Origin of the sequence: Candidatus Proelusimicrobium excrementi (genome assembly GCF_937881865.1) — a bacterium.
In the GTDB taxonomy this organism is placed as follows: Bacteria; Elusimicrobiota; Elusimicrobia; order Elusimicrobiales; family Elusimicrobiaceae; genus Proelusimicrobium; species Proelusimicrobium excrementi.
On record NZ_CALGEO010000093.1, the window covers coordinates 1 to 2,031 of the forward strand.

At 47.6% G+C, this 2,031-nt stretch carries 1 protein-coding gene and 1 pseudogene; both read right to left on the minus strand.

Annotated elements, in window-relative coordinates; all coding sequences use genetic code 11:
* A pseudogene (locus tag ACQY26_RS04145) lies at positions 1-867 on the minus strand (F0F1 ATP synthase subunit beta); the annotation flags it as partial.
* 11 nt (positions 868-878) lie between these two features.
* Positions 879-1,877 (minus strand): ATP synthase F1 subunit gamma, encoded by a 999-nt coding sequence (gene atpG / locus ACQY26_RS04150; RefSeq protein ID WP_428047851.1) that lies wholly within the window; start codon positions 1,875-1,877, stop codon positions 879-881.
* Positions 1,878-2,031: the final 154 nt, after the last annotated feature.

Below are 2,031 nucleotides of genomic sequence, written 5' to 3' on the forward strand. Positions count from 1 at the left end.
TTCCTGCAAAGCGCCGATTTCGGTATTTAAAGTAGGCTGATAACCTACGGCGGAAGGCATACGTCCGAGAAGAGCCGAAACCTCCGAGTTGGCCAGCACGTAACGGAAAATATTATCAAGGAACAGCAAAACGTCCTGCCCTTTTTGATCGCGGAAATATTCCGCTTCCGTCAAGGCCGTCAAAGCCACTTTTGCCCTTGCGCCGGGCGGCTCGTTCATCTGGCCGTAAACCAAAACGGTTTTATCCAATACGGTGGAACCGTCGGCGAGTTTGCTTTCCTGCATTTCCAGCCAAAGGTCATTGCCTTCGCGGGAACGTTCGCCCACGCCGCCGAAAACGGAACTGCCGTGGTGCTGGCGAGCGACGTTGTTGATAAGCTCCATGATAACGACGGTCTTACCTACGCCCGCACCGCCGAAAAGCCCCACCTTTCCGCCCTTCATATAAGGGGCGATAAGGTCAAGCACCTTAATGCCGGTTTCAAAAATATGCGGCGTCGTCTGCTGTTCGTCCAAAGACGGCGGAGGCGTATGGATTGAAGCGTAATTTTTTGTTTCAATCGGGCCTCTGTGATCCTGCGGCTGGCCGAGCACGTTCAAAAGACGGCCAAGGCAAGCTTCCCCCACCGGCACCATTAAAGGCGCGCCGGTATCAACGGCCTCAGCCCCGCGGGAAAGACCGTCGGTGGAGCTTAAAGCCACCGCGCGGACCGTATTATCCCCAAGCTGCTGGGACACTTCCGCGACGAGGGTTGTTTTTTCGTCGACCGTAATATTCAAAGCGTTGTTTATCGCCGGCAAGGTTCCGCTTTCAAAGCGGACGTCAACGGCCGGGCCGATAACCTGTACTACTGTGCCTTTATTCATAATTAATCCTCTTAATTGTTAAGGGCGTTGGCGCCGCTTACAATCTCCGTAATTTCGTTGGTAATGGTCGCCTGCCTTACCTTATTAAGTTTTACGCTTAAATTATCCGCTATTTCGCCGGCGTTCTTGCTGGCCGCTTCCATGGCGTTCATGCGCGCCGCAAGTTCCGCCGCCTGCGATTCCAGTAAATAACGGTATATGCTGGAGCTTAAATAGCGCGGTATAAGCGTTAAGAAAATTTCCATCATACTCGGCTCAAATATAAAATCTGAAACGTCTTCTTCCCCCGGGACTTCGTCGAAATCAAAAGGCAGGAAACGCTTGCTTACAAGCGTTTGGGAAGCCATTGATTTAAAATCATTGTAAATTAAATCAACGGTGCTGATATTATATTTTTGGCTGAGTTCCGCAAAAGTATCTTTAATCATTGCGGCGTGCGCGTAAGAAGCCCGCGGGAATATCCCGATAAGCTCCCCCGCGATATGCAGCTTGGGTATTTTAAGGCGGCGCATAAAATCGCGCCCTTTTTTGCCGACGACAAAAACATATTTTTCCTTGTCGCTGTTATCCCTTACCCATTTTAAAGCCGCCCTTAAAGCCACCGCGTTGAAAGCCCCGCACAAACCTTTGTCGGCCGTAATTAAAAGCAGGCCGACGCTGTTTTTATCCGCGGAGCTGTTGTCAAAAAAGCGGTAAGCGGGGAGATTGTGAATCTCGCTTGAAGGATTTTGTATATCCTTACGCAAGTTGTCTATCATTACGGCCATCTTTTTTGCGAAAGGGCGGCCGTCTTCCATTTGCTGCTGGGCCTTTTTTATACGCGCGGAGGAAATCATCTTCATCGTAAGCATCATCTGCTTAGTCGATTTAATGGCTTTTATTTCCTGCCTGATCAGATAAAGGATCTCTCCGTTTGCGGAGCGGCCGTAATACTTTGATATATAGTGGAGCTTATAATGAAGCTCAGGATCAATCTCAATTCCAAGGTGCTTATTATTCTTGTTTCTCATAAAAAATCTCCAAAAAATCTTAATATAAGTATATTTTAAGATTATTTTGTGGTATAATGTTGTAAGTATACTTAAATTAAGTATACAAAAAATATCCATTCGGAGTTTTTTATGAAAATTGCAATTGTAGGTTCGAGAAATATCTCGGTGCCTG